Annotated in this window: 18 protein-coding genes; 7 read left to right on the forward strand and 11 right to left on the reverse strand. The window is 68.6% G+C overall.

The features are described from left to right. Positions 1 to 32: 32 nt before the first annotated feature. Positions 33 to 440: a dinucleotide-utilizing enzyme gene (locus ET475_RS17935; RefSeq protein WP_165310980.1), complete on the forward strand. Its 408-nt coding sequence runs from the start codon at positions 33 to 35 to the stop codon at positions 438 to 440. Here the strand turns inward: ET475_RS17935 and ET475_RS17220 are convergent. Then, on the reverse strand, positions 437 to 1,360 hold the full coding sequence (locus ET475_RS17220; protein WP_129393163.1) for a heme o synthase: 924 nt from the start codon (positions 1,358 to 1,360) through the stop codon (positions 437 to 439). The two genes, ET475_RS17935 and ET475_RS17220, sit on opposite strands and share 4 nt — an antisense overlap. A gap of 219 nt (positions 1,361 to 1,579) precedes the next feature. Here ET475_RS17220 and tkt point away from each other — a divergent pair, with 219 nt between their 5' ends. From tkt to pgl, 6 genes are read left to right on the forward strand one after another with little or no spacing between them, the layout of a single operon-like run. Then, positions 1,580 to 3,676 (forward strand): transketolase, encoded by a 2,097-nt coding sequence (gene tkt / locus ET475_RS17225; RefSeq protein ID WP_129393166.1) that lies wholly within the window; start codon positions 1,580 to 1,582, stop codon positions 3,674 to 3,676. Beyond that, positions 3,673 to 4,788 (forward strand): transaldolase, encoded by a 1,116-nt coding sequence (tal, locus tag ET475_RS17230; RefSeq protein WP_129393169.1) that lies wholly within the window; start codon positions 3,673 to 3,675, stop codon positions 4,786 to 4,788. The genes tkt and tal overlap by 4 nt, the downstream gene beginning before the upstream one ends. Next, a complete protein-coding gene (locus tag ET475_RS17235; RefSeq protein ID WP_129393172.1) occupies positions 4,785 to 6,401 on the forward strand; it encodes a glucose-6-phosphate isomerase in 1,617 nt (538 codons plus the stop codon). Before tal ends, ET475_RS17235 begins: the two co-directional genes overlap by 4 nt. Positions 6,402 to 6,408: 7 nt before the next feature. Further along, positions 6,409 to 7,974, forward strand: a complete 1,566-nt coding sequence (zwf, locus tag ET475_RS17240) for a glucose-6-phosphate dehydrogenase (RefSeq protein WP_129393175.1) — start codon at positions 6,409 to 6,411, stop codon at positions 7,972 to 7,974. Then, complete coding sequence (locus ET475_RS17245; protein ID WP_129393178.1) at positions 7,971 to 8,942, forward strand: glucose-6-phosphate dehydrogenase assembly protein OpcA; 972 nt, start codon at positions 7,971 to 7,973, stop codon at positions 8,940 to 8,942. Before zwf ends, ET475_RS17245 begins: the two co-directional genes overlap by 4 nt. Further along, complete coding sequence (gene pgl / locus ET475_RS17250; protein WP_129393181.1) at positions 8,935 to 9,735, forward strand: 6-phosphogluconolactonase; 801 nt, start codon at positions 8,935 to 8,937, stop codon at positions 9,733 to 9,735. Before ET475_RS17245 ends, pgl begins: the two co-directional genes overlap by 8 nt. Positions 9,736 to 9,751: 16 nt before the next feature. Here pgl and ET475_RS17255 read toward each other — a convergent pair whose 3' ends face one another. From ET475_RS17255 to uvrA, 10 genes are all read right to left on the reverse strand, one after another. After that, entirely contained in the window at positions 9,752 to 10,105 is a 354-nt protein-coding gene (locus ET475_RS17255; RefSeq protein WP_129393184.1) for an RNA polymerase-binding protein RbpA, read from the reverse strand. A 1-nt stretch (position 10,106) separates the two neighbouring features. Beyond that, positions 10,107 to 10,355: a preprotein translocase subunit SecG gene (gene secG / locus ET475_RS17260; RefSeq protein WP_129393187.1), complete on the reverse strand. Its 249-nt coding sequence runs from the start codon at positions 10,353 to 10,355 to the stop codon at positions 10,107 to 10,109. An 89-nt stretch (positions 10,356 to 10,444) separates the two neighbouring features. After that, a complete protein-coding gene (gene tpiA, locus ET475_RS17265; RefSeq protein ID WP_129393190.1) occupies positions 10,445 to 11,236 on the reverse strand; it encodes a triose-phosphate isomerase in 792 nt (263 codons plus the stop codon). After that, the gene (locus ET475_RS17270) at positions 11,224 to 12,456 is read right to left on the reverse strand and encodes a phosphoglycerate kinase (RefSeq protein WP_129393193.1); all 1,233 of its coding nucleotides are present in this window, start codon (positions 12,454 to 12,456) and stop codon (positions 11,224 to 11,226) included. Before ET475_RS17270 ends, tpiA begins: the two co-directional genes overlap by 13 nt. A gap of 6 nt (positions 12,457 to 12,462) precedes the next feature. Continuing rightward, positions 12,463 to 13,473, reverse strand: coding sequence for a type I glyceraldehyde-3-phosphate dehydrogenase (gap, locus tag ET475_RS17275; protein WP_129393196.1), 1,011 nt, complete (start codon positions 13,471 to 13,473; stop codon positions 12,463 to 12,465). Between the two features lie 95 nt (positions 13,474 to 13,568). Then, the gene (locus tag ET475_RS17280) at positions 13,569 to 14,195 is read right to left on the reverse strand and encodes a superoxide dismutase (RefSeq protein ID WP_129393199.1); all 627 of its coding nucleotides are present in this window, start codon (positions 14,193 to 14,195) and stop codon (positions 13,569 to 13,571) included. A gap of 91 nt (positions 14,196 to 14,286) precedes the next feature. Beyond that, positions 14,287 to 15,255 carry a DNA-binding protein WhiA gene (gene whiA / locus ET475_RS17285; RefSeq protein ID WP_129393202.1) on the reverse strand — a complete coding sequence of 323 codons (969 nt, stop codon included), beginning with the start codon at positions 15,253 to 15,255 and terminating at the stop codon, positions 14,287 to 14,289. A gap of 49 nt (positions 15,256 to 15,304) precedes the next feature. Beyond that, positions 15,305 to 16,189: an RNase adapter RapZ gene (gene rapZ, locus ET475_RS17290; RefSeq protein ID WP_129393206.1), complete on the reverse strand. Its 885-nt coding sequence runs from the start codon at positions 16,187 to 16,189 to the stop codon at positions 15,305 to 15,307. A 41-nt stretch (positions 16,190 to 16,230) separates the two neighbouring features. Then, a complete protein-coding gene (uvrC, locus tag ET475_RS17295) occupies positions 16,231 to 18,096 on the reverse strand; it encodes an excinuclease ABC subunit UvrC (protein WP_129393209.1) in 1,866 nt (621 codons plus the stop codon). Positions 18,097 to 18,100: 4 nt separating this feature from the next. Next, positions 18,101 to 21,001 carry an excinuclease ABC subunit UvrA gene (gene uvrA / locus ET475_RS17300; protein ID WP_129393212.1) on the reverse strand — a complete coding sequence of 967 codons (2,901 nt, stop codon included), beginning with the start codon at positions 20,999 to 21,001 and terminating at the stop codon, positions 18,101 to 18,103. Positions 21,002 to 21,071 lie beyond the last annotated feature (70 nt).

Below are 21,071 nucleotides of genomic sequence, written 5' to 3' on the forward strand. Positions count from 1 at the left end.
TCGGGTCGCCACATCCCAGGAGTGATCGACATATGCACACCACGCGTCCCCGTCTTGCCCGCAACATCCCGTTCTGGCTTCTTCTCATCGTCTCGCTGGGCGCCACCATCGGCGGCGCGCTCGTCGTGAAGATCGAGCTCGATTGGATGACGACGGCGCTCACGGCGAACACCGCGACGGGCGTCGACGTCTACGTCGGCCAGGTCGCCGTCGTCGTCGCGGGCATCGTGTGCGGCGCCGGTGTCGTGGGCCTGCTGCTCACCCTGACCATCGCCGCCCTCTCCGGCCTGCGCGCCACCACACCGGTCGTCTCGGACGCCCCGGCCGAGCAGACCACGCTCGACGGGGCCGAGCCCGAGGTCGAGCCTGAGGCCGAGCCCGAGGTCGAGCCTGAGGCCGAGCCCGAGGCCGCGCCTGAGGCCGAGCCCGCGGCCGTCTAGAACGGCAGCAGCGGGTCGACGGCGACGGCGACGAAAAGCAGCGTCAGGTACGTGATCGACGCGTGGAACACGCGCATCGGTTGCGGCGCGGTGCCACGCACGGCACGGCTGTACAGCAGGTGCCCCTCGTAGGCGAACCACCCGCCGAACACGACCGCCGACACCGTGTAGACCAGGCCCATCTGCGCGATGGGGATCAGCAGCAGCGAACACGCGACAGTGGCCCAGGTGTACAGGATCACCTGCATCCCGACCTGGGAGCCGTCGCGCCTCGCGCCGAGCATCGGAACGTCGACGTCGTCGTAGTCGCGCTTGTACTTCATCGACAGCGGCCAGTAGTGCGGCGGTGTCCACAGGAAGATGACCACGAAAAGCACCAGCGGCGGCCAGTCCAGCGACCCGGTGACCGCGGCCCATCCGATGAGCACCGGGAAGCAGCCTGCGATGCCGCCCCAGACGATGTTCTGTTCGGTGCGGCGCTTGAGGATCATCGTGTAGATCACGACGTAGAAGAAGATAGCGAACGCCGACAGAGCCGCCGCGAGGGCGTTGGTCATCAGCCACAGCCAGAGGGTCGAGACGACGGCGAGCACCCAGGAGAACACGAGAGCGCCGCGGGGCGAGACCTCGCCGGTGACCAGTGGACGGTTCTCGGTGCGATGCATCCGCACATCGATGTCGCGGTCGAGATACATGTTGAACGCCGCGGCCGATCCGGCCGACAGCGCACCGCCTGCCACCGTGGCCGCGACCAGCCAAAGGTTCGGCAGGCCGCCGGCTGCGAGGAACATCACCGGCACCGTGCTCACCAGCAGCAGCTCCATGACCCGAGGCTTGGTGAGCAGAACGTATGCGCGAACGGTACGACCGAGCGACCGTGGCCGCGGCGGCTGACGTGTCTGGGCGACACGGGACGTCATGCTGATGGCGATCCCCCCTGAGATACCGACCCGGGGATACCGAGCCGGGAACCTCACAAGTCTACCCGGCCGGTCTGTGCGCCCCACGTCATGGGCCGACTCACACCGCGACGGGATGGGTAAGCTGGCTGTACGCGCGCGCCCCGCACCGGACCAGCGCTGGCAGATGCCACGCCGACCGGTCGCCTCGGGCGCTTTCCCCTTACGAAAGGCTGTCTCGTGTCGGAACTGCGTTGGGATGAGATCGATCGGCGAGCAGTGGACACCGTCCGTGTCCTTGCCGCGGATGCCGTGGAGAAGGTCGGCAACGGCCACCCGGGCACCGCGATGAGCCTCGCTCCCGCCGCCTACCTGCTCTATCAGCGGGTGATGCGGCACGATCCTGCCGACACCGGCTGGATCGGCCGTGACCGGTTCATCCTGTCGTGCGGTCATTCCTCACTCACCCAGTACATTCAGCTGTATCTGGGCGGCTTCGGCCTCGAGCTCGAAGACCTTCAGTCGCTGCGCACCTGGGGCTCACTGACGCCGGGCCACCCGGAGTACCGTCACACCAAGGGCGTCGAGATCACCACCGGCCCCCTCGGGCAGGGCCTGTCGTCGGCTGTCGGCTTCGCCTACGCCTCGCGTTACGAGCGCGGGCTCTTCGACCCGGATGCCGCAGCCGGCACCTCGCCGTTCGACCATTTCGTCTACGTCATCGCCTCGGACGGCGACCTGCAGGAGGGCGTGACCAGCGAGGCCTCGTCGCTGGCCGGTCACCAGCAGCTGGGCAACCTCGTCGTGCTCTACGACGCGAACCAGATCTCGATCGAGGACGACACCGACGTCGCGTTCACCGAAGACGTCGCCGCGCGCTACACCGCATACGGGTGGCATGTGCAGACCGTCGACTGGAAGAAGACCGGTCAGTACGTCGAAGACGTGCAGGAGCTCTACGACGCGATCGAGGCCGCCAAGGGCGAGAGCGACCGTCCGTCGATCATCATCCTGAAGACCATCATCGGCTGGCCCAGCCCCGGCAAGCAGAACACCGGCAAGGTGCACGGTTCGGCGCTGGGCGCCGACGAGGTCGCCGCCACCAAGAAGGTTCTCGGGTTCGCCCCGGAGCGCAGCTTCGCGGTGGCCGACGAGGTCATCGCCCACACCCGCGCGCTGGGCGAGCGCGGCGCCGAGGCCCACCGCGCCTGGCAGAAGGACTTCGACGCGTGGGCCGCGGCCAACCCCGAGCGCAAGGCGCTGCTGGATCGCCTCGAGGCGCATGCGCTGCCCGACGGCGTCGACGAGGTCGTCCCGGTCTTCGAAGCCGGCAAGGATGTCTCCACCCGCGCCGCCTCGGGCAAGGTGATCAACGCCCTGGCCGGTGTGCTGCCCGAGCTGTGGGGTGGATCTGCCGACCTCGCCGAGTCGAACAACACCACCATCGCCGAAGGCGGCTCGTTCAACCCGCGGCAGTGGTCGACGCACGAATGGACCGCGAACCCCTACGGACGCGTGTTGCACTTCGGCATCCGCGAGCACGCCATGGCGGCGATCCTGAACGGCATCACGCTGCACGGGCCGACACGCGCCTTCGGCGGCACCTTCCTCATCTTCAGCGACTACATGCGCCCGGCGGTGCGCCTGGCCGCTCTGATGGACATCCCGTCGACGTTCGTGTGGACGCACGACTCGGTCGCCCTGGGCGAGGACGGCCCCACTCACCAGCCCATCGAACAGCTGGCCGCACTGCGCGCCATCCCGAACCTCAGCGTGGTCCGTCCGGCCGACGCCAACGAGACCGCGCAGGCGTGGCTGGAGATCCTGCGCCGCCACGGCGGACCGGTGGGCATCGCTTTGACCCGCCAGAACGTGCCGACGTTCGAGCGCGGCGAAGGCGCGGCATCCGGCGACACCCTCGCCTCGGCGACCGGCACCGCGAAGGGCGCGTACGTCCTGGCCGAGGCCTCCGGCGGCGCTCCCGACGTGATCCTCATCGGCACCGGCTCCGAAGTGCAGCTGGCCGTCGCCGCCCGCGAGACGCTGGAGGCGGAAGGCGTGAAGACCCGCGTGGTCTCGGCGCCGTCGCTGGAGTGGTTCGCCGAGCAGGACGAGGCGTACCGCGAGCAGGTGCTGCCGGCAGCGGTCACCGCCCGGGTGTCGGTCGAGGCGGGCCTGGCCCTGCCCTGGCGCGGCATCGTCGGCGATCGTGGACGCTCGGTCTCGATCGAGCACTTCGGTGCCTCCGCCGATTACAAGACCCTTTTCCAGAAGTTCGGCATCACCGCCGAGGCCGTCGTCGAGGCGGCGCGCGAGACCCTCAAGGAGAACGCATGACCACTCCCACCCAGCAGTTGTCCGAGCAGGGCGTGAGCATCTGGCTCGATGACCTGTCGCGCCAGCGCATCACCACCGGCAACCTCGTCGACCTGATCGCCCATCGCAACGTGGTCGGCGTCACGACGAACCCGACGATCTTCGCGAACGCCGTCGCCCATGGCGACGGGTACGAGCAGCAGGTCGCCGAGCTCGCCGCGAAGGGCGCCTCTGCCGACGACGCCATCTTCGAGATCACGACGACCGATGTGCGCAACGCCTGCGAGATCTTCGCCCCGGTGTACGAGGCCACGACAGGCCAGGACGGCCGGGTGTCGATCGAGGTCTCGCCCGACCTCGCACACGACACGCAGGCGACCATCGACCAGGCCGCGCAGCTGTGGTCCACGGTGGACCGCCCGAACGCCTTCATCAAGATCCCGGCGACCAAGGCGGGCCTTCCCGCCATCACCGAGACCATCGCCGCCGGCATCTCGGTGAACGTGACGCTGATCTTCTCGCTGGCCCGCTACGCCGAGGTCATCGACGCCTACCTCACGGGTCTGCAGAAGGCGCAGGCCGCCGGGCACGACCTGGCGCAGATCCATTCCGTGGCCTCGTTCTTCGTCTCGCGCGTGGACACCGAGGTCGACAAGCGCCTGGCCGCCATCGGCACCGACGCCGCGGCCGCGCTGAAGTCGAAGGCCGGCGTGGCAAATGCCCGCCTGGCCTATGAGCTGTACGAGAAGGAGTTCGGCTCCGACCGCGCGAAGGCGCTGTTGGATGCCGGTGCCACGGTGCAGCGCCCGCTGTGGGCCTCGACCGGGGTCAAGGACCCGTCGCTGCCTGACACGCTGTACGTCACCGAGCTGGTCGCCCCCGGCACCGTGAACACCATGCCCGAGAAGACGCTGGAGGCCGTGTTCGATCACGGTGAGATCGGGGGCGACGCGGTGACCGGCGCCTACGCCGACGCGCACGGCGTCATCGACGGCCTCGCCGCGGTCGGGGTCGATTTCGACGACGTCACCCAGGTGCTTGAGGACGAAGGCGTGGAGAAGTTCATCACCTCGTGGCACGAGCTGCAGGAGACGGTCGCTCAGGCGCTGACATCGGCGGGCGGAGCCCGGTGAGCTTCGACATCCGCGTCAGCGGCCACGTCAAGGCGGTCGTCGATGAGACTCTCACCGGTCTCGTCGCCGACCTGGTCGCCTCCGGCGTGACCGCGCAGGACCCCACCCTGTGGGGACCCGACGCGGAGGCGGAGGCCTCTCGACGCCTCGGATGGGTGCAGGCAGTGTCGGTCTCGCGCCCGTTGCTGCCCGAGATCACCGCCCTGCGTGAGCAGCTGGTCGCCCGGGGCGTCACGCGCGTCGTGCTGGCCGGAATGGGCGGATCGTCGCTGGCCCCCGAGGTGATGGCGCGTACCGCCGGCGTGCCGCTGACCGTGCTCGATGCCACCGCACCGGGCCAGGTGCTGGCCGCGCTCGACGGCGACGACGAGGGCGGGCTCGCCCAGACGGTGCTGGTGGTCTCGTCGAAGTCGGGCACGACCCTCGAGACCGACTCGGCCCGACGTGCTTTCGAGGCGGCCTTCGGCGATCTCGGCATCGACCCCGCCGAGCGGATAGTGGTCGTCACCGACCCCGGTTCGCCGCTCGAGGAGTCGGCGCGCGCCGCCGGCTACCGCGTGTTCACCGCCGATCCCACCGTGGGCGGGCGCTACTCGGCGCTCACCGCGTTCGGACTGGTTCCCGCGGGGCTTGCCGGCGTCGACCTCGACGAGCTGCTCGACGAGGCCGATGCGACGCTGCTTGAGGTGGCGATCGACAGCCCCGAGAATCCGGCGCTGGTCCTGGCCGCCGCGATCGCCGGTGGCGCACCACGCCGCGACAAGCTCGCCCTTGTCGCCGATGGCACGCACATCGACTCCCTGCCCGACTGGATCGAGCAGCTGCTGGCCGAATCGACGGGAAAGGCGGGAACCGGCATCCTGCCCGTCGTCCTTCTGCCGGTCTCCCCCGAACTCGAAGCGCGACCCGCCGACCTGCAGGTGCTGCGGCTGGTCGACGAAGCCGACGAGTTCCATCTCTTCGACCGACACGAGGGCGAGATCCTCGTCAGCGGGTCGTTGGGCGCCCAGTTCGTGGTGTGGGAGTACGCGACCGCCATTGCCGGGCGGATCCTGGGTGTCAATCCCTTCGACCAGCCCGACGTCGAGGCGGCCAAGTCCGCCACGCGGGCGCTTCTCGAGCACCGTCCCGAACCGCAGCCGCCGGCATTCGCCATCGAGGGGGTGGAGGTCCGGGTCTCCGACCCGGAGCTCGCCGCCTCCGGCACCATCGCCGGTGTGCTCGACGCCCTGTGGTCACGGCTCGGACCCGATGGCTATGTCGCGATCCAGGCCTACGTCGACCGGCTGAACCTGGCCGAACTCGCCGGCCTGCGTGAACTGGTGGCCGCCGATTCGGGCCGGCCGGCGACGTTCGGGTGGGGTCCGCGTTTTCTGCACTCCACCGGCCAGTTCCACAAGGGAGGGCCGGCGACCGGCGTCTTCCTGCAGATCACCGAGCGCACCGACGTCGACGTGGGGATCCCCGGCCGCCCGTTCACTTTCGGAGAGCTGGTGGCCGCTCAGGCCGCCGGCGACGCATCGGTGCTGGCCGCCCACGGCCGCCCCGTCGTCACCCTGACCCTGACCGATCCTCAGCCTGAAGTGCTCTCGCTCTTCGAGGCCGCTCAGTAGGAGATCCATGACCGTTGAGATCGCCCGGGGACAGAACCCCCTTCGCGACCCCGACGACCGCCGCCTGAACCGCATCGCGGGCCCCAGTGCGCTGGTCATCTTCGGTGTCACCGGAGACCTGTCCCGTAAGAAGCTCATGCCGGCCGTCTACGATCTGGCCAACCGCGGCCTGCTGCCTCCCGGATTCGCGCTGGTCGGCTTCGCCCGGCGCGACTGGGCCGACCAGGACTTCGCCGAGGTCGTGCGCGCCGCCGTCGAGGCGGGTGCCCGTACCGAGTTCCGCGAAGAGACCTGGCAGCAGCTGCTGCAGGGCATCCGGTTCGTCTCGGGCGAGTTCGACGATCCCGACGCCTTCCGCCGGCTGCGCGAGACGGTTGAGAAGCTCGACGTCGAGCGCGGCACCATGGGCAACCATGCCTACTATCTGTCGATCCCGCCGAAGTCGTTCGCGGTGGTCGCCGAGCAGTTGAAGAGCTCGGGCCTGGTCGACGACACCGCAGATCAGCCCGACCGCTGGCGACGGGTGGTGATCGAGAAGCCGTTCGGCAACGACCTCGCCTCGGCGCGGGAGCTCAACAGCGCGCTGCGCAGCGCGTTCCCCGCCGACTCGATCTTCCGCATCGACCACTACCTGGGCAAGGAGACGGTCCAGAACATCCTCGCGCTGCGGTTCGCGAACGAGCTCTACGAGCCGATTTGGAACCGCAACTACGTCGACCACGTGCAGATCACGATGGCCGAGGACATCGGCGTCGGCGGCCGCGCAGGCTATTACGACGGCATCGGCGCGGCGCGCGACGTCATCCAGAACCATCTTCTGCAGCTGCTCGCGCTGACCGCGATGGAAGAGCCCATCTCGTTCAACGCGAAAGACCTGCGCACCGAGAAAGAGAAGGTGCTCGCCGCGGTCACCCTGCCCGACGACCTCTCCCTGGCCACCGCACGGGGCCAATACGGGGGCGGCTGGCAGGGCGGCGAGCAGGTGCTCAGCTTTCTCGACGAAGACGGCATGGACCCGCAATCGACGACCGAGACGTATGCGGCCATCAAGCTCGGCATCAACACCCGCCGCTGGGCGGATGTGCCGTTCTACCTGCGCACCGGCAAGCGACTGGGCCGGCGGGTGACCGAGATCGCCGTCGTCTTCAAGAAGGCGCCCGAACACCTCTTCAGCCGGTCGCAGACCTCGGGCCTGGGGCAGAACGCCCTGGTGATCCGCGTGCAGCCCGATGAGGGCGTCACGATACGGTTCGGGTCGAAGGTACCCGGGGCGGGCACACAGGTGCGCGACGTGACGATGGACTTCGGCTACGGCCACGCCTTCACCGAGGCCAGTCCCGAGGCGTACGAGCGCCTCATTCTCGATGTGCTGCTCGGCGACCCGCCGTTGTTCCCCCGGCACGAAGAGGTCGAGCTCAGCTGGCAGATCCTCGATCCGATCGAACAGTTCTGGGCAGCCCAAGACGGTTCGGCCTCCGGCGCTGCCCTCGAGCAGTACACACCCGGCGGCTGGGGGCCGCGCTCGGCCGACGAACTGCTGGCCCGCGACGGACGGACGTGGAGGCGCCCATGATCATCGACCTGCCCGACACCAACGTCAGCAAGATCGCGAAGGCGCTCGTCAATGTGCGCGAAGAAGGCGGCGCTGTCGCCCTCGGCCGCGTGCTGACCCTCATCATCCTGGTGCGCCACGGCGCCGAGGAAGAGGTCATCGAGGCCGCGAACGATGCCTCGCGCGAGCACCCGATGCGTGTGATTGTGCTCATGAGCGATCCGCACGGCCCCGACGCCGACGCACAGGCACGCCTGGACGCCGAGATCCGCGTGGGCGGCGACGCGGGGGCCAGCGAGGTCGTCGTGCTGCGCGCGTACGGCGCTGCCGGCAACAACTCCGAAAGCCTCGTGACAGGTCTGCTGCTGCCGGATGCCCCGGTCGTGGCCTGGTGGCCGCGCGAGACGCCGACCAAGCGCCCGTCGCGGTCGTCGATCGGAAAGATCGCGCAGCGGCGCATCACCGATGCCGCCACCCAGCCCGATCCCGCCGCTTGGGTGGCCGGGCTGGCCGGGCACTATGCACCCGGCGACACCGATCTGGCCTGGACGCGCCTGACCCGCTGGCGCGAGCAGCTGGCCGCCGTACTCGATCAGCCCCCGTACGAGCAGGTCACCGCCGTCGAGGTGCGCGGGGCCGGCGACTCGCCGTCGACCGCACTGTTGGCCGCGTGGCTGCGGCTCGCCCTCGATGTACCCGTCGACTGGGAGTATCTGCCCGAAGACGAGTGGGCGCACGGCATCAAGTCAGTGCGGCTGGTGCGCCCCTCCGGCGACACCCTGCTGGAGCGCCCCGAGCCCGCCGAGGCGATTCTCACCCAGCCCGGTCAGCCCTCTCACGAACTCGCCTTCCCGCGCCGCACGCTGCGCGAATGCCTGGCCGAAGAGCTGCGCAGCCTCGATCCCGATCTGCTGTATGGTCGGGTCATCACCGAGGGGTGGGCTCTTCTGCAGGGCGGCGACAGAGGCGAGGATGCCGAGAATGGCTGAGAACAACGTCAAACGGGTCGTCATCGCGGCCGATCCGCAGGCACTGGCCACGGCAGTCGCCGACCGGTTCTACACGCGGGTGGTCAAGCGGGTGCGCGCGGGAAAGACCGTGCACGTGTCGTTGACCGGCGGCGGGATGGGAACGGCCGTGCTGCGCGCCGCGGCCGCCCACCCGAAGGCATCCGACCTGGACTGGTCGAACGTGCACTTCTGGTGGAGCGATGAGCGGTTCGTGCCGGCCGGCTCGGCAGAGCGCAACGAGGTCGGTGCGACCGAGGTGTTCTTCTCGCGGCTGAACGTGCCCGCCGCGAACATCCACCGCATGGCGGCATCCGACAGCGGCGTCTCCATCGACGCTGCCGCCCAGGCCTATGCCGCCGAGCTTGCCACGTTCGCCCCGGCCGTGGACACGGCCACCGGGCCGCTGGCGGGCGACTGGCCCGCCTTCGACATCTGCTTCCTGGGCGTCGGGCCCGACGGCCACATCGCGTCGCTGTTCCCCGACCGCCCCGAGATCGCGATCACCGATCGGGCGGCCGTGCCGGTGTTGGACTCCCCCAAACCACCGCCGCAGCGGATCACCCTGACCCGCCCCGTGATCAACTCGTCCCAGCGGATCTGGCTGGTGCTGGCCGGGCTCGACAAGGCCTCGGCACTGGGACTTGCGCTTGCCGGGGCCAGCTACCACAGCGTGCCCGCAGCCGGTGCCCGCGGACGCCGCCGCACCGTCTTCTTCGTCGATGAGCAGGCGGCCCAGAACGTGCCGCCCGATCTCATCGACGGGTCATACTAGCCCGCCTCGTCGTCGGCTACTGGCCGCGGCGCTCGCGCAGCTGACGCAGCGCGTCGTCGAGCAGCTGCTGCGCCTCGTCTTCGGTGCGACGCTCTTTCACATAAGCGAGATGCGTCTTGTAGGGCTCGGCCTTGGCCAACTCGGGCGGATGCTGCTTGTCGCGCCCGGCGGGAAGCCCCGAATGCGGCGAGTCGATGGTGTCGGGAATCTCTTCGGCAGGAATGTCGGCCGCGAAATAGCGCACCGTCTCGTTGCCGAGGGCGTCCCAGTACGAGACCGCCACGCGGTCGGCGTGGTAGCCGTGGTCCTGCTCGCCCATCGGGCCGGCGCCCACGCGCGTACCCCGGATAGCATTGCCGCCCGTTGCCATGTCAGATCCCCTGCAGCTTGGTGAGAAGGCCCAGCGCGACCACGGCCACGAACCAGATAAGTGCCAGGACCACGGTGAATCGATTGAGGTTGCGCTCGGCCAGGCCGGATGACCCCACTGCCGAGCTCATGCCACCGCCGAACATGTCCGACAGGCCGCCACCGCGACCCTTGTGCAAAAGGATCAGGAGGGTCAGCAGCAGGCTCGTGATGCCGAGCACCACCTGCAAGACGAACTCGAGGATCTCCACGCTTCAATGCCTTTCGCGGCGGCCTGGCGGCCGCACCCGGTCAAGTATACGGGAGCGGTGCGGCGGGGCCGATGCCCCGCCGCACGTGCTCACACTCCGACGTGCTTCTGGTAGCGGATGATCGCGGCGAACTCGTCGACGACAAGGCTCGCTCCACCCACCAGCGCACCGTCGACGTCGGGCTGACGCATGAAACCGGCGATGTTGCCCGATTTCACCGATCCGCCGTACAGGATGCGTGTGCGCTCGGCCGCATCTGCACCGATGGACTCGGCGACCACCTCGCGCAGCGTGGCGCAGACATCCTGGGCCTGTTCCGGCGTCGCCGCCTGACCCGATCCGATCGCCCAGACCGGCTCATAGGCCACCACGACCTCGGTGCCGGCAGCCACGCCTGCCAGTGCAGCGGTCAGCTGCGCGACGGGTACGGCGCTGGCACCGTGGGTCTGCAGGTCTTCGGCCGTCTCGCCCACGCAGATCACCGGCACGAGCGAATGCCGCAACGCCGCCTGGACCTTGGCGGCCACGACCTCGTCGGTCTCGGCATGGTACTCGCGACGCTCAGAGTGCCCGATGATCACATAACGGCAGTCGAGCTTGGCCAGGAAGGCCCCCGACACCTCTCCGGTGTAGGCACCGGAGTCATGCGCCGAGAGATCCTGCGCACCGAGGGCGAACGGGATCTTGTCGGCGTCCAGCAGCGTCTGCACGGTGCGCACATCGGTGAACGGTGGGAAAACGGCCACCTCCACCGAGTCGGCGTCGTGCTTGGCGTCCTTGAGCGTCCAGTGCAGCTTCTGCACCAGGGCCACCGCCTGCAGGTGGTCGAGGTTCATCTTCCAGTTGCCGGCGATGAGCGGCGTACGGGTCACTGCTCCCATCCGAGCACCTCCAGTCCGGGAAGCTTCTTGCCCTCGAGGAACTCGAGGCTCGCGCCTCCGCCTGTGGAGATGTGGCCGAAGCTGTCATCTGAGAACCCGAGCTGACGCACGGCGGCGGCGGAGTCTCCCCCGCCGACCACGCTCAGCCCGTTCACTTCGGTCAACGCCTGCGCGACCGCCTTGGTGCCGGCCGCGAACGCCGGCATCTCGAACACGCCCATCGGCCCGTTCCAGAACACCGTGGTGCTGCTGCGAATCGCAGCGGCGAAGGCCTCCGCGGTGCGCGGCCCGATGTCCAAGCCCAGTCCCGACGCCCCGAACGGGGTGTCTTCGAGGGCATCGGCGTCGGCCACGACGTGGTCGGCAGACGCGTCGAAGGATGCCGCCACCACCGCATCCACGGGAAGGATGATCTCGATCCCCCGCTCCCGTGCGGTGTCCAGGTAGCCGCGGACGGTGTCGAGCTGATCCTTCTCGAGCAGGCTCGCACCGACGGCGTGCCCCTGTGCCGCGAGGAACGTGAACATCATTCCCCCGCCCACCAGCAGCTTGTCCACGCGCGGCAGCAGATGCGCTATCACGCCCAGCTTGTCGCTGACCTTCGAACCGCCCAGCACGACCGCGTACGGCCGCTCGGGCTTTTCGGTCAAGCGGTCCAGAACGTCGACCTCGGCAGCGATCAGCAGACCCGCGACCGAAGGCAGCAGCCGGGCCAGGTCGTAGACGCTGGCCTGCTTGCGGTGCACGACACCGAAGCCGTCCGAGACCAGTGCAGCACCGAGTTCGGCGAGTTCGCGTGCGAACGCCTCACGTGTGGCGTCGTCTTTGGACGTCTCGCCCGGGTTGAACCTCAGGTTCTCGATGACTGCGACCTCGCCGTCGGCCAGGCCCGCCACGGTCTCGCGTGCCGAGGCGCCCACCGTGTCGGTCGCGAAAGCGACCGGCGCGCCCAACAGCTCGGAGAGCCGATGCGCCACCGGGGCGAGGCTGTACTTCGGGTCGGGCGCACCGTCGGGGCGGCCCAGGTGAGAGCACACGACAACACGTGCGCCCTGGTCGATGAGGGCCTGGAGCGTGGGTACCGATGCACGCACGCGGCCATCGTCCGTGATGACGCCGTCCTTGAGCGGGACGTTCAGATCACAACGGACGATGACGCGCGTACCTGCCAGCGGACCGCCCAGGCGTGAGGCAAGGGTGTCGAGGGTGTGCAGAGCCATGTCGACTCAGAGACGCTCGCCGACGTACTCGGTGAGGTCGACGAGGCGGTTGGAGTAGCCCCACTCGTTGTCGTACCAGCTGGACACCTTGACGAGGTTGCCGCTGACGTTGGTCAGCCCGGCGTCGAAGATCGACGAGTGCGGGTCGAGCTGGATGTCGCTGGAGACGATCGGGTCGGCGGTGTACTTCAGGATGCCGTTCAGGCGTCCCTCGGCGGCCGCGCTCTGGTAGGCGGCGTTGACCTCGTCGACGGTCAGGCCCTCACGGGGCGTGACGATCGTCAGGTCGACGATCGAGCCGGTGGGCACCGGCACCCGGTACGACGAGCCGCTCAGCTTGCCGTTGAGCTCGGGGAGCACCAGACCGATGGCCTTGGCGGCGCCGGTGGAGGCGGGGACGATGTTGATCGCCGCCGCGCGGGCACGGCGCAGGTCGCCATGCGGGCCGTCCTGCAGGTTCTGGTCGGCGGTGTACGCGTGCGCGGTCATCATGAAGCCGCGCTCGATGCCGAAGGCGTCCTCGAAGACCTTCGCGAGCGGCGCGAGGCAGTTCGTGGTGCACGACGCGTTGGAGATGATGTTCATCGTGGCCGCGTCGTAGGTGTCTTCGTTCACGCCCATGACGAACGTGCCGTCGACGTCGGTGCCCGGCGCCGAGATGATGACCTTCTTGGCACCGCCGGCGATGTGCTTGCCGGCATCCACGGCCTTGGTGAACCGGCCGGTCGACTCGATGACGATATCGACGCCGAGTTCGCCCCAGGGCAGGTTCGCGGGGTCGCGCTCTTCGAAGACCTTGATGGCCTTGCCGCCGACGGTGATCGCGTCGCCGTCGTAACTGACTTCCTGCCCGAGACGGCCGCCGACCGAGTCGTAGGCGAGCAGATGCGCCAGGGTCTTGTTGTCAGTCAGATCGTTGACAGCGACGATGTCGATGTCAGCGCCCTGCGCGAGGGCCGCGCGGAGGAAATTGCGTCCGATGCGGCCGAAGCCGTTGATTCCGATCTTGACGGTCACGGAATGTCTCCCAGGTGTCGTGCGCGAATGCGCGGTTTTTTCACGGGGTGGGACAACGGCGTCCCGGCGGGCTCCCACCGGGACGCCTGCGCTGGCTATGACAGTACCAGCAGGCCCGCCGTCTTCTCACGCGCGGCGTCGAAGCGCTGCTGCACGTTCTGCCAGTTCGCGATGTTCCAGACCGCCTTGACGTAGTCGGCCTTCACGTTCAGGTAGTCGAGGTAGAAGGCGTGCTCCCACATGTCGAGCTGGAAAATCGGTACGGTCCCCTGCGCGGTGTTCGACTGCTGGTCGAACAGCTGCTGGATGATCAGCTGCTCGCCGATCGGGTCCCAGCTGAGCACGGCCCAGCCCGATCCCTGAATGCCGGTGGCAGCAGCGGTGAAGTGAGCCTGGAACTTGTCGAAGCCACCGAAGAACTCATCAATGGCCGCAGCCAGCTCGCCCTCGGGCGCACCACCGCCGTTCGGCGACAGGTTGGTCCAGAAGATCGAGTGGTTGACGTGGCCACCGAGGTTGAAAGCAAGGTCCTTCTCGAGCTTATTGACAGCGCCCAGGTCACCGGACTCGCGCGCCTCGGCGAGCTTGTCCAGCGCCGTGTTGGCACCGGTCACGTAGGCCTGGTGGTGCTTGTCGTGGTGAAGCTCCATGATCTTCGCGCTGATGTGCGGCTCGAGCGCGGCGTAGTCGTAAGGGAGGTCGGGCAAGGTGTACTTCGCCATGTTCTCTTCTTCCTGTCGGTGCCGCGCCATCAGCGGAGACCAGGTCGTCCCCGGACGCGGCGAGGGTGACGTTCTCATCCTAGTGAGCGTGTCAGTCGACGGCACCGGCCGGTACGGCCGACTCCGTCCCGGGGATCCCCTCGGTCTGGGCTTTCTTGTCGGCCATCGCCAGCAATCGGCGGATGCGCCCCGCGACGGCGTCTTTGGTCAGCGGGGGGTCGGCGTGGTGGCCGAGTTCGTCAAGGCTCGCATCGCGATGGTCCAGCCGCAGCCGCCCGGCCTCGCGCAGATGCTCCGGGACCTCGTCGCCGAGGATCTCCAACGCCCGCTCGACCCGGGCGCACGCGGCCACTGCCGCCTGTGCCGATCTGCGCAGATTCGCGTCATCGAAGTTCACGAGACGGTTGACGCCGGCACGCACCTCACGGCGCTGCCGAAGCTGCTCCCACGCCGCCGCAGACTGCACCGCACCCATCGCGGCCAGCGCCGCCCGGATCGCCTCGCCGTCGCGCACCACCACCCGCGGCACGCCGCGCACCTCGCGCGCCTTGGCAGTCACCGCCAGCCGGTGAGCGGCACCGACCAAGGCCATCGCCGTCTCCGACGAAGGACAAGTGATCTCCAGCGCGGCAGAGCGACCCGGATCGCTGAGCGTTCCCGCCGCCAGGAACGCGCCGCGCCACACCGCTGCCAGATCGCCGCGCGAGCCGGTGGTGAGCCGGTTCGGAAGCCCACGCACGGGGCGCCGGCGCTGATCGAGCAGGCCGGTCTGCCGCGCCAGCGTCTCGCCCGCCTCGATGACGCGGACGACGAAGCGCGGACCCGCCGACCCCTGCATCTGCGCGAGCTCGGGGCGCACGCCGTACAGTTCGGCGATCTCGCGCGCGGTGCGCCGGGCCAACACGTCGGAGTCGACCTCGGCCTCCACGGCGACGCGGCCGGCGATGAAGTGCAGGCCGCCCGACAGGCGCAGCAGCGCCGTGAGCTCGGCGACCCGAGCGCTCGGCCGCGGATCTCTGACGACGACGAGCTCGGCTTTCACGTCTGCGGTCAGCGGCACGGGTCTCCTCAGGTGCGGGCGGGATCGGGACGAGGAACCAGCCTACCCGCTACTCGCGGCCCAGATCCCGGTGCGCGACGCGCACGGCCACGCCGGCAACGTCCTGCAGGCGCCTGCCGAGTTCGGCGGCCATCGCGACCGAGCGATGCTTTCCGCCGGTGCAGCCCACCGCGAGCACGCTGTGGCGCTTGTTCTCGCGCTGATATCCGGCCAGCACATCGGCCACGGCGCGCGTGTAGGTGTCCAGGAAGTCCTCGGCGCCGGGCTGGGCGAGAACGTACTCGCGCACCGCGTCGTCTTCACCGGTGAGCGCGCGGAGTTCGTCTTGCCAGTACGGGTTGGGCAGGAACCGCATGTCGGCGACCATGTCGGCGTCGGGTGGCAGACCGTATTTGAAACCGAAGCTGAGCACTGTCAGCGCATGACGGGCGGCGCCCCGGTCGCTGAACAGCTCGACGACATGCGTCGCGAGCTGGTGCACATTGAAATCGCTGGTGTCGATGACCACGTCGGCGCTCTCGCGCACCGTGGCCAGCCGCTGCCGTTCCCGGCGGATGCCGTCGACGATCGTCCCGTCATCCTGCAGCGGATGCGGCCGCCGCACCGCCTCGTAGCGTCGCACGAGCACATCGTCGGAGGCATCCAGGAACACCACCCGCAGCTGTTCCCGGGCCCCCCGCAGCGCGCGGGTCACCTCGGGAAGCTCGGTGAACAACGCACCGCCGCGCACATCGACGACGGCCGCGACGCGCGGCAGCGCCTCACTGGCCAGACCGGACAGGTCCAGCAGCGGCTTGAGCATCTGTGGCGGCAGGTTGTCCACGACATACCAGCCCATGTCTTCGAGCGCGTTCGCCACCGTCGAGCGGCCGGCCCCCGACATCCCGGTGACGATGATGATCTCGCCCGAGCTCTCCGATGCTGTCTCGGCCATGGCTCCCCCGTTTCGGCTCGCGTCCAGCCTATCGAGCGCGCCTACCGCTGGGCCAGGCGCCGCTGCACGGCGGCCGCGGTGGCGGGGCCGACGCCGGGTACCTCGGCGATCTGCTCGACGGTGGCCTCGCGCAGCGCCGTCACCGAGCCGAACTGCCGCAGCAGCGCCTTGCTGCGCGCGGGGCCGAGCCCCGGCACCTCGGTCAGCACCGTGGTGATGTCGCGCTTGCGGCGCTTGCGCTGGTGGGTGATCGCGAAGCGATGCGCCTCATCACGCAGCCGCTGCAACAGGTAGAGCGCCTCGGAGGTGCGCGGAAGGATGACCGGGAACTCCTGGTCGGGCAGCCACACCTCTTCGAGGCGCTTGGCGATGCCGCACAGGGCGATCTCGGAATGGCCCGCTTCGGCCAGTGCACGTGCGGCGGCGGCCACCTGCGGCAGGCCGCCGTCGACCATCAGCAGCTGCGGAGGGTACGAGAACCGCTTGCGCTTGCCGTCGGTCTCGGGCTCTTGCTCGTCGGGGTCGTCGAGCCGAGCGAGCCGGCGCAGCAGCACCTGATGCATCGAGTCGGTGTCGTCGGTCGTCTCGGCGATCGAGAACGAGCGGTACTGGTCTTTGCGGGGCAGACCGTCTTCGAACACCACCATCGACGCGACCACATTCGTGCCGGACAGGTGCGAGATGTCGTAGCACTCGATGCGCAGCGGCGCCTCGGCCAGGCCCAGGGCCTCTTGCAGGTCGGTCAGCGCCTGCGTGCGGGCGACGTAGTCGCTCGTTCGCCGGGTGCGGTGCAGCATCAGCGCCTGCTGCGCATTGCGTGTGGCGGTCTTCATCAGCTCTGCCTTGCGCCCGCGCTGGGCGACCGAGATGGTGACCTTCTTGCCGCGTCGTTCGCGCAGCCACGCTTCGAGCTCGTCGACGTCGTCGGGCAGCGACGGCACGAGGATCTGGCGCGGGATGTCGGCGGATGCCGCAGCCCCGTACACGCGCTGCAGCACCTGATCGATCAACTCGGCGCCGGAGATGTCCAGTTCTTTCTCGATCGTCGTGGCCCGCACGCCGCGCACGCGGCCGCCGCGCACCACGAAGTGCTGCACGGCGGCGGCGAGTTCGTCTTCAGCGACGCCGAACAGGTCGGCGTCCATGTCGGAGGCGAGAACCAGGGCGCTCTTGGAGAGCACCGCGTCGATCGACTGGAGTTTGTCGCGATACTCCGCGGCCGCCTCATAATCCAGCGCGGCAGCGGCCTCTTTCATCCGGCGCGTCAGGTCGCGACGGAACCGCTCGTCACCGCCGGAGAGAAAGGCGATGAAGTCGTCGACGATAGCGCGATGCTCTTCGATGCTGACCCGCATCGAGCACGGGCCACCGCACCGGCCGATCTGCCCGGGAAAGCACGGGCGGCCGGTGGCCATGGCCTTCTTGTACGACGAGTCGCTGCAGGTGCGGATCGGGAACACCTTGATCATCTCGTCGATGGTGTCGTGCACCGCCCACACCTTCGGGTACGGACCGAAGTACTTCGCCCCCTTGATGTTGTGGTTGCGCGTGACGATGACGCGCGGAGCCTCATCGGCGAGCGTGACAGCCAGGTAGGGGTACGACTTGTCGTCTTTGTACCGCACGTTGAAGGGCGGCTTGTACTCCTGGATCCACATGTACTCCAGCTGCAGCGCCTCCACGTCGCTGCCGACGACGGTCCACTCCACCGACGCGGCGGTGGTGACCATGCGGCGGGTGCGTTCGTGCAGCGTGCGCAGCGGCGCGAAATAGTTCGACAGCCGGGAACGAAGATTCTTCGCCTTGCCGACGTAGAGGATGCGCCCGTCGCGATCGCGAAACCGGTACACGCCGGGTTCGGTGGGGATCTCGCCCTGCTTGGGCTTGTAGGCGAGCTGATCGGCCATCGCCTCAGCCCGCCTTGCGCTGCTGCCCGGCCCCGTCGAGGATCTCGGCCAGGAACGCGCCGGTGTGCGAACCCTGGGCACGCGCGACCTGTTCGGGCGTGCCGGTGGCCACCACGGTGCCGCCGCCCGAGCCGCCCTCGGGCCCGAGGTCGATGATCCAGTCGGCCGACTTGATCACGTCGAGGTTGTGCTCGATGACGATGACGGTGTTGCCCTTCTCGACCAGACCATTGAGCACCTCGAGCAGACGCCGCACGTCTTCGAAATGCAGCCCGGTGGTCGGCTCGTCGAGCACATACGCGGAGCGGCCGTTGGAGCGACGCTGCAGTTCGGTCGCGAGCTTGACGCGCTGCGCCTCACCGCCGGACAGGGTGGTGGCCGACTGCCCGAGCCGCACGTAGCCGAGTCCGACATCGACGAGCGTCTTCAGATAGCGGTGGATGGCCTGGATGGGCTCGAAGAACTCGGCGGCCTCGCTGATGGGCATCTCGAGCACCTCGGCGATGTTCTTGCCTTTGTAGTGCACGGCAAGCGTGTCGCGGTTGTACCGCTTTCCGTGGCACACCTCGCAGTCCACGTACACATCGGGAAGGAAGTTCATCTCGATCTTGATGGTGCCGTCGCCCGAGCAGGCCTCGCAGCGGCCGCCCTTGACGTTGAAACTGAATCGGCCGGGCCGGTAGCCCCGCGCCTTCGCCTCCGGCGTCTCGCTGAACAGCGTGCGAATGCGATCGAAGACCCCGGTGTAGGTGGCCGGGTTCGATCGCGGGGTGCGGCCGATGGGCGCCTGATCGACGTGCACCACCTTGTCGAGGTGGTCGAGGCCTGTCACGCGCGTGTGCTTGCCGGGAACAGTGCGGGCGCCGTTGAGCCGTGCCGCGAGCACCTGGTAGAGGATGTCGTTGACCAGCGACGACTTGCCCGAGCCGCTCACCCCGGTCACGGCGGTGAACACGCCCAGCGGAAAGTCGACGTTCACGTTCTGCAGGTTGTTCTCACGGGCGCCGGCCACCGACAGCTGGCGCTTCTTGTCGATCTTGCGGCGCCGGGCCGGGGTGGGGATCTCGCGCCGACCGGCGAGGTAGTCGCCGGTGAGCGATTCCCGCTCTTCGAGCAGCAAGGCGAGCGGACCGGAGTGCACGACGTTGCCGCCGTCGACGCCTGCGCGCGGGCCGATGTCGACGATCCAGTCGGCGGCGTGGATGGTCTCTTCGTCATGCTCGACGACGATGAGCGTATTGCCCAGGTCGCGCAGGGTCTCGAGGGTCTCGATCAGGCGTCGGTTGTCGCGCTGATGAAGGCCGATCGAGGGCTCGTCGAGCACGTACAGCACGCCGGTCAGACCCGAGCCGATCTGCGTGGCCAGCCGGATGCGCTGCGCCTCGCCGCCCGACAGTGACCCCGCCGATCGCCCGAGGTTCAGGTAGTTCAATCCCACCTGCACCAGAAAGTCGAGCCGCACGCGGATCTCACGCAGCACCTGCGCGGCGATCTTCGCTTCGCGATCGGTCAGCTTCAGGTTCGCGAAGTAGTCCTGCGCCTCGGCGAGGCTGAGGCGGGATGCCGCGGCGATGGAGTGCCCATGCACGGTCACCGCGAGCACCTCGGGCTTGAGCCGGTCGCCGTCGCACACCGGGCACGGCACTTCGCGCAGATACTCCGCCCAGCGCTGCCGCGAGGTGTCGGACTCGGCCTGCATGTACTGCCGCTCGATGTAGGGCACGACGCCCTCGAAACCCGAGGTGTAGCGCATCTCGCGCCCGTAGCGGTTCTTCCACCGCACCGTGACCTTGAAGTTGTCGCCGTGCAGCACGGCGTCTTTGACGTTCTGCGGCAGCATTCGCCACGGGGTCTCCAGCGAGAACCCGAGATCATCGGCAAGCCCCGACAGCAGGCGCTCGTAGTACTGGAACAGACCCTTGCCCTGCGTCGTCCACGGGATGATGACGCCCTCGGCCAGGGAGAGGTCTTCGTCGCCGAGCATGAGCTCGACGTCGACCGACATGCGGGTGCCCAGACCCGAACACGCCGGGCAGGCACCGAAGGGTGCGTTGAACGAGAAGGTGCGCGGCTCGATCTCGGTCAGCTGCAGCGGGTGCCCGTTGGGGCAGGCGAGCTTCTCGGAGAAGCTCTGCCATGCGGCATCCCCGGATTCGTCCACGAAGTTGACCTGCATGATGCCGTCGGCCAGTGCCAGCGCGGTCTCGACGGAGTCGGTGACGCGCTCGAGGATGCCCGCGGCCGCCACCAGCCGGTCGACGACCACGGCGATGTCGTGCTTGTAGCTCTTTTTCAGTGCGGGCGGCTCGGCCAGCTGCACCAGCTCCCCGTCGACGACGGCGCGCGCGTATCCCTTGGCCGAGAGCTCTTTGAAGAGGTCGACGAACTCGCCCTTCTTCTGCGTGACCACCGGCGCGACGATCTGGTAGCGCGTGCGCTCGGGCAGCTCCATGAGCTGATCGGCGATCTGCTGCACGGTCTGCCGCTGGATGACCTCGCCGCACTCGGGGCAGTGCGGCACGCCGATGCGCGCCCACAGCAGACGCATGTAGTCGTGGATCTCGGTGATCGTGCCCACGGTCGAGCGCGGGTTGCGGTTCGTGGACTTCTGATCGATCGAGACGGCCGGGCTCAGCCCTTCGATGAAGTCGACGTCGGGACGGTCGACCTGACCCAGGAACTGCCGCGCGTACGCGCTCAGCGATTCGACGTACCGACGCTGCCCCTCGGCGAAGATCGTGTCGAAGGCGAGGCTGGACTTTCCGGAACCGGACAGGCCGGTGAACACGACGAGCGCATCGCGCGGAATGTCGAGATCGACGTTGCGCAGATTGTGGACGCGCGCGCCGCGAACGCTGAGCTTTCCGGCGACGTTTCCGGGGCTGGTGACAGGGACAATGGGCACCGACCAAGTCTAGGTGGGGGCACCGACACTGGGCCGGGCAAGCCCCGAGGGCCCTGCGCTCGCGGCGAAC

It is taken from the genome of Microbacterium protaetiae (assembly GCF_004135285.1).
Classification (GTDB): Bacteria; Actinomycetota; Actinomycetes; order Actinomycetales; family Microbacteriaceae; genus Microbacterium; species Microbacterium protaetiae.